General features: G+C 64.4%; 5 protein-coding genes. 1 reads left to right on the top strand and 4 read right to left on the bottom strand.

The window, feature by feature from the left end:
- Nucleotides 1-71: 71 nt before the first annotated feature.
- The gene (locus tag HX805_RS27575; RefSeq protein ID WP_177117485.1) at nt 72-1,811 is read left to right on the top strand and encodes a dipeptidase; all 1,740 of its coding nucleotides are present in this window, start codon (nt 72-74) and stop codon (nt 1,809-1,811) included.
- A gap of 34 nt (nt 1,812-1,845) precedes the next feature.
- Here HX805_RS27575 and HX805_RS27580 read toward each other — a convergent pair whose 3' ends face one another.
- From HX805_RS27580 to HX805_RS27595, 4 genes are all read right to left on the bottom strand, one after another.
- Nucleotides 1,846-3,585, bottom strand: a complete 1,740-nt coding sequence (locus HX805_RS27580) for an ABC transporter ATP-binding protein (RefSeq protein WP_177117486.1) — start codon at nt 3,583-3,585, stop codon at nt 1,846-1,848.
- Nucleotides 3,579-5,372 (bottom strand): ABC transporter ATP-binding protein, encoded by a 1,794-nt coding sequence (locus HX805_RS27585; protein ID WP_177117487.1) that lies wholly within the window; start codon nt 5,370-5,372, stop codon nt 3,579-3,581. Before HX805_RS27585 ends, HX805_RS27580 begins: the two co-directional genes overlap by 7 nt.
- 91 nt (nt 5,373-5,463) lie before the next feature.
- A complete protein-coding gene (locus HX805_RS27590; RefSeq protein ID WP_177080293.1) occupies nt 5,464-6,423 on the bottom strand; it encodes a FecR domain-containing protein in 960 nt (319 codons plus the stop codon).
- An 8-nt stretch (nt 6,424-6,431) separates the two neighbouring features.
- Entirely contained in the window at nt 6,432-6,941 is a 510-nt protein-coding gene (locus tag HX805_RS27595) for a sigma-70 family RNA polymerase sigma factor (RefSeq protein WP_087694914.1), read from the bottom strand.
- Nucleotides 6,942-7,116: the final 175 nt, after the last annotated feature.

Here is a 7,116-nt window from a genome sequence, read left to right on the forward strand (position 1 = left end):
TGTGTGAAATTGTTTCTGACCTTTCGATCAGACATTTCTCACTCACTCCCTGCAAAGGAATGCCCCCAGCAATGGATTTTTCCCTCAAGCAACTGGCCGTAGCCACCCTGATGGCCGCCAGCCTTTCGGTGTTCACCACCCAAGCTCAAGCCAACCTCACCCCACAACAGAACGCCGTCATCCTGAAGACCTTCAGCGATGCCTCGGTCAAGGATTTCCGGCAGTTCCTCGCCAGCCTGGCCAAGAGTGACGTGGCCAAGAGCGACAACCTCGGCCCGGCCATCAGTGCCTTTCTCGACAACAAGGACCTGACCGCCGACCAGCAGAATGAAATCCATCGCCTGCTGGGCCTGTATGCGCGGGTGAAGTACGGTGCGGCCGCCACTGAAACCCTGCGTGAGCTGGTGGAGATCCCGACCTTCCAGGTCGCCGGCGTGGCCCAGCACGACAATCCCGAGTTCATCAAGATCGCCGCCAAGATCAAGAGCCTGGCCGAGTCGTTCAACCTGAACTTCCGCAACATCGACAACCGCGTCTACGAGATTTCCCTGGAAGGCAGCGGCGATGAAGTGGTCGGCATCCACGCTCACGCGGACGTGGTACCGGTAACCCCGGAAAACTGGGTGCTCAAGGACGGCACCAAGCTCGACCCATTCAAAGTCACGCTGATCGGCGACCGGATGTATGGTCGCGGCACCGAGGATGACAAGAACGGCATCGTGGTGGCGATGTACGCGATGAAGGTGATCAAGGAAGAGAAGCTGCCGCTGGCGCGCAATTTCAAGCTGCTGGTGGACACCACCGAGGAAACCTCCGGCGACGCGATCCCGTACTACTTCGAGCACAACCCAACGCCCAACTACAACCTGGCGCTGGACGGCGGCTACCCGGTGGTGATCGCCGAGAAAGGCTACGGCACGGTCATGGCCAAGTTCCCCAAGCGCAAGGCTGAAGGCCAAGGCGCAGAAATCATCTCGATGACCGGCGGCAAGGCCACCAACCAGATTCCGTCGGCGTCGGTGGTGATATTGCTCAGCGACAAGCCTGCCGAACTGGCCGCCAGCCTGCAAAAGGCCGGCAGCGAATACGCCAAGCGCAATGGCGGCGACTTTGAAGTGGCGGCCAAGGTCGTCGGCAAGGACGTTCAGTTGACCGTCACTGGCGTGTCCGCCCACTCCTCCGAACCGGAATCCGGGGTGAACCCGGTAGCCAGGGTCCTCGACTTCCTCAACAGCCTCGACGGCAAGGTCGCGCTCAAGCACAACCAGTTCACCGACGCCGCGCACTACGCCGCCAACAACTGGGGCCTGGATTACCTGGGCGCCAAGCTGGGCGTGGGCTTCTCCGATGCGTTCATGGGCCCGCTGACCACCTCGCTGACCTATGTGGGCGAAGATGACACTACCTTCAAGCTGGCGGTCAACCTGCGGGTGCCAAAGGGCAAGTCACCGGAAGCGCTCAAGGCCGAAATCGCCGACAAGCTCAGCGCCTGGACCAAGAAAAACCACGTGGCTGTGACCTTCGATTACTCGATCGCCGAGCCGATGTACCGCAACCCTGAGGGCGAGTGGGTCAAGGCGCTGTTGGCGGTGGCCAGCGAGAACCTGGGCATGGAGCACAAGTACGGCACGTCTGCCGGCGCTACCTCGGTGCATGAGTTGCCCAACGGCGTGCAATTCGGCCTGGCACGGCCGGAGGTCAAGTACACCGGCCATACCGACAACGAGTTCAAGACCGTCGACCAGTTCCTGCTGGACCTGCAGATCGTCACCGAAATGATGGGCCGCATCGGGCAACTGCCGAAGCTCTGACCTGCCCTTCGGACCCGCCTGCCTGGCGGGTCCACTAAGCGATACGCCAGCCTTTCGATGCTCGCCGCTGCGCGAGGAACCGGGCATAGCGCCCTTGCCTTGCGGTCAATTGCTCAGGCGTGCCCTGCTCCACGATCCGGCCTTCATCGAGCACCACGATCTGGTCGGCCATCACCACCGTCGACAACTGATGCGCGATCACGATCAGCGTGCATGTGCCGCGCAAGCGTGCCAGGGTTTCGGCGATGACCGCCTGGTTCTCGGCGTCCAGTGCTGCCGTGGCTTCGTCCACCAGCAGGATCGGCGCGCCCTTGATCAACGCACGGGCGATCGCGACACGCTGACGCTCGCCACCGGACAGGCGTGCCCCGCCCTCACCCACCGTGGTCGACAGGCCCATCGGCAGGCGCTCGATAATCTCTTGCACGCCAGCCTGCCGCGCGGCCTCCAGTACTTGTGCGTCGCTGGCGTCGGGTTTGCCGAGGCGAATGTTGTCGGCGACGCTGCCCTGGAACAGGTACGTGTCCTGGAAGATCTGGCTGATCTGCGCGTTGAGCTGCTCACCGGACATCTGTCGCACATCCACGCCTGCGATGCACACCTGGCCCTGGCTGACCTCGAAAAACCGTGCGACCAACCGCAACAGCGTGGTCTTGCCCGAACCGGAAGCCCCCACCAGCGCGGTCATGCTGCCGGGCTCGATACGCAGGTTCACCCCGCGCAGCACGTCCCTTGAACCGGCCGCGTGGCGAAAGCTCACATCGAACAGCTCCACCGAGGCATCCCGGGGAGATTGCGGCGCGCTCGGCACCTTCAGGGGCGACGCGGCCAATATCTCGCGCACCGCCTCAAGCTGCACCCCGGCACCGCGCAACGTTTCGCCATAGCCGGCCACCTCCAGCAACGGGTCAATGAAGCGGCTGACCAGCAACAGCGACACCATCACCGCAATCACCGAGCCCACGTGCAAGGCATTTCCCAGGTAAGCGTCAAGCCAGAGCGCGGCGGCGATCAACAAGGCCGCGAACACCACCTGCACCAGCCATATGTTCAGCAGAATCGAGGTGGCGGACAGCAGGATCAGGCGCGCCCCGGTCACGTGCTGCTGCTCGATCGCCCGTTGCAGGAACACCGAGCTGCCGCCGCCACTGAAGGCACGCAACACCGACTGCGACTGGGCGAACTCCAGCATGCGCTGGCTGGTGTCGGCCGAGCTGCGCTGGAACGCCCGGTCGGCGCGCCGCCCAAGGCGGGCGCTGAGCCAGAACGCGCCGCCGAGAATCGGCAACGCCAGCAAGGCGATCAGGCCCATTTTCCAGTGCAGCACAAACAACGCCAGTACCAGCACCAATGGCGTCACCACGCCGCTGAGCACCGGAGTAAATACATGGGCCGGCAGCTGAGCCACGGCCATCATGCCCTGGGTCACCACCTGGTTGAGCCGCGCCGTGTTATCAGGCGTGAACCAGCCGACAGGCAGTTCGGCCACATGGTCGCCGATGCGCTGGCGCCCGCCTTGCAGCACCGCCACACCCACCGCGACGCCAGCCTTTTCAACCTCGCGTCGCGTGGCCCAACACGTCGCCACCGCCGCCAGGAACACCACCAGCCACAACGCCGCTTCGGCCAGATCACCGTTGAGTATGTCGGTGAGTACCGGCACCAGGGCGGCGAGAGTCAGCCCGCACAGCGCACCGTAGAACATCACTTTCCCGACATAGCGACGGAAGACCGGCCCGTCATCGCCCAACAGTTCGATAAAGGTTTTCAGCATGTCGGCAGCGCCTGTTCGCGGGTCTGTTTGTAACCGCCCGACGCCCACAGGCGCGCATAACGGCCCTCTTGCGCGATCAGTCGAGGATGGGTGCCCTGTTCAACAATACGGCCGTTTTCCAGCACGATGATGTGGTCGGCGTGCATCACGGTATCGAGGCGATGGGCAATCACCAACAGCGTGCGCCCTTGGGCGAAGCGCGACAGCGCCTCCTGGATTGCCACCTCGTTTGCAGCATCGGCGGCGGCCGTGGGTTCATCCAGCACCAGCACCGGCGGCGCCAGTAATACTGCGCGGGCGATGCTGATACGCTGCTGCTCGCCACCGGACAACTGCGCGTCCTCGCCAATCACCGAGGCATAGCCCCGTGGCAAGCCGATGATGCACTCATGAATATTCGCGGCCCGTGCCGCCGCCTCGATTTCCTTGCGGCTGGCGCTGGGCCGGCCGAGGGCGATGTTTTCGGCAACGCTGGCGTGGACCAGGCGCACCTCTTGCAGCACAAAGCCGATCAGGTTGTAGAGCTGCGAGGTCTCGATCTGCCGCAGGTCGACGCCGCCCAGGGTGATACGCCCCTCGGTCGGGTCAAAAAACCGCAGCAGCAGGCGCGCCAGGGTCGACTTGCCCGAACCCGAGGCGCCGACGATGGCGGTTACGGTGCCAGGCTTGAGGGTAAAGCTGATGTTCGACAGTACCGGGTGCTGCGGGTCGTAGGCGTACCCGAGGTTTTCGACGCGTACTTCGGCGTCCTTGGGCAAGCGTTCGCACCCCGGCTCCACCTGCGCCAGCACCGGCGTCGCCAGCAGTGCCTGCACGCGCTGGGCCGCGCCGGTGGCGTTGTCCAGATCATGCACGATGTAACTCAGCAGCATCAGTGGCGCGCAAATGCCCGGTGCGACAATGGCGAACGGCAGCACCTCCACCGCGCTGATCCAGCCCAGGCTGACAAACACCAGGCCAAACGTCAGCACCATGGCGAGCACCGTCACCGGGGCGATCATCGCGTTGGCATTGGCCATCGTCCCCACCAGTGGACGGGTGAACTCAACGAAGGCTTCGCTGAACTCATCTACCGCCTTGCGGTAACTGGCGTGGGCCTTGCCGGTGGCACCGAAGGCCTTGACCACCGGAATGCCGTTGACGAACTCGACCACCGCGTTATTGACCCGGGTCATGCGCTCGACAAAGGACTGCATGTGGCTGCCGCTGGCTTTCATCGCCCGGGTAAAAAACAGCAAAAACCCCGGAAACGGCAACAGCGAGACCAGCGCCATGCGCCAGTCCACCATGAACAGATAAGCCGCCGACAGCAGCACGGCCCCGGCACAACGGCCCACGGTGGTGTAGAAATGCGCAGTCAGGCTGTGCAGGGTGCCGATGTCATCCTGCATCGCCTGCTTGACCTCGCCCGACGCCCGCTCGGTGAACCAGCCCAGCGGCACCTGGCTCAGGCGCTGGGCGATGGCCAGGCGCAAGTGGCGAGTGATGTGGTTGTCGGCCAGGTGCGCGACCGTCTCCGCAACTGTCATCAACAGCAGGCCCGCGAACAGGCTCGCCAGGCTGAGGCTGATGGTCAACCAGACCTCGCCCGATGCCTGGGCCATCGACGGCGCGCCGAGGGCGACCCTGGCGATATGCACAATGCCCCCCAGCGGCACCAGCGTCAGCATACTGCCCACACCGGCCAGCAGTGCCGCAGCGATCAGTCGCCCGCGCACCGGCCGCAACACTTGCGAGACCGCGCCGCGCCCCCTGGGTTTGGCCGCAGCCACATCCTTGTTACTCATGAAGTCTCCCTGACTGAATGAGCCTTTGCTCGCCCTTACCTTATCTTCCGAACGAGCGGCCAAAACCCTCAATCGAAACCTCAAGGAATTTTCAGGCAGGGGCGCGGACCGTCACCCAATAGCGGGTGCGCCGCACCACCTGGATCGGCAACGCGGCGGCCAGGTTGTCCAGCGCCAGGTCGGTATTGTCCAGGTGCAATACACCGCTGACCCGCAGCATCGCCACCTCAGGCGCACAGCGCAGTACACCGCGGCGGTAGCGTCCCAGCTCGGCGATCAGTTCGTCGAGCCGGGTGCCATCGGCCACCAACAGGCCCTTGACCCAGGCGATGCTGCGATCAGTCACTGCTGCGGTCGGCTGCACGGTGTCCCTGGAAACCGTGGCGCCTTGACCTGCCTCCACCCGCGCACCTGCGCCATGGTCGGGCTGTACCTGCACGGTGCCCTCAAGCACGGCCAACTGGCAGTTGCCGTCGTCGCATTGGCGCAGGCTGAAACGCGTGCCCAGGGCATGAAACACGCCCTGGCGACTCTGCACCCGAAACGGCCGGGGTGACGGCGCGGTCGTGATGAAGACCTCGCCGGCCCGCAGCAGCACCAGGCGCTGGTCGTCATCGAACTGCACGTCAATTGCTGAAGCCGGGCCCAATACCAGGCGGGTACCGTCGGGCAATACCACTTCGCGAACTTCACCGGTGCGGGTGCTATGGCCGGCACTCGCCAGTTGCCAGGCGTCTGTGTGGCGCACGCCGTAGGTGAGGCCACCGGCTGCGACCAACAGGCCCAGCAGGCGCAGGGTGCTCCGGCGGTCGGGGGAGTCGGGAGCGTCGGGTTCGGCCAGGCTGTGCCTGGCCACCGGCGCGGGGATGCTGTGGAGTTTTTGTTCGAAGCCCAGCAGGCGTGTCCAGGCCAGTTCGTGATGGGGGTGTTCGGCGCGCCAGTGCAGGCAGTTGGCGTGGTCTTCGGCGCTGGCGTCATCGGCCCACAGGCGGGCCATTAAGGCGGCGGCGCGCTCGATGATATCCGGGGAGATTGGCTGCTCGGTCGACATTGCGAGGGTCAGCCGTACAGGGTCTGGTAGCAGGCCAGCAGGCCGGCGGCGATGTACTTTTCCACCGAGGAGACGGAGACCTGGAGCTTGGCGGCGATCTCGCGGTAGCTCAGGCCATCGAGCTTGCACAGCAACAGGGCCTGGCGCGCCTTGGGTGGCAGGCTGTGCAGGGCGGCGTCGATTTGGATCAGGGCCTCGATGGCCAGGGCGCGGGTTTCTTCATCGGGGGCGCAGGGTTCGGGCAACAGGGCCAGGGCTTGCAGGTAGGCGGATTCGATCTGGCGGCGGCGGTAGAGGTCGATGACCAGGCCGTTGGCGATTTGGGTCAGGTGCCGCCGGGATTCGCCGGTGGGCGGGAGTTGGCCCTTGCGCATGAGTTGCAGGTAGACGTCGTGGGCCAGGTCGGCGGCGTCGAATGCGTTGCCCAGCTTGCGCCGCAACAGGGTACGTAGCCAGGCGTTGTGGTCGACGTATAGATTTTCAACCTGGCGTTGAAAGGCGAACTGTCCGATGTTCACAAACCTCTCCTTTTACCCAATGGGCCCGGGGGTGCTGGGGCGATTGGGCTGGTAATGATTTGCAAGACTATCGGCTCTGGGCTGCGGGTGCAATGCGGGGGGATGGCGGGGGGGATGGCGGGGTTATGGGTACATATCCGTTGCTGCGGTCACGGCTGCTATTGGTTCCGCTCTT

It is taken from the genome of Pseudomonas sp. G5001, from assembly GCF_013385475.1.
Lineage (GTDB): Bacteria > Pseudomonadota > Gammaproteobacteria > Pseudomonadales > Pseudomonadaceae > Aquipseudomonas.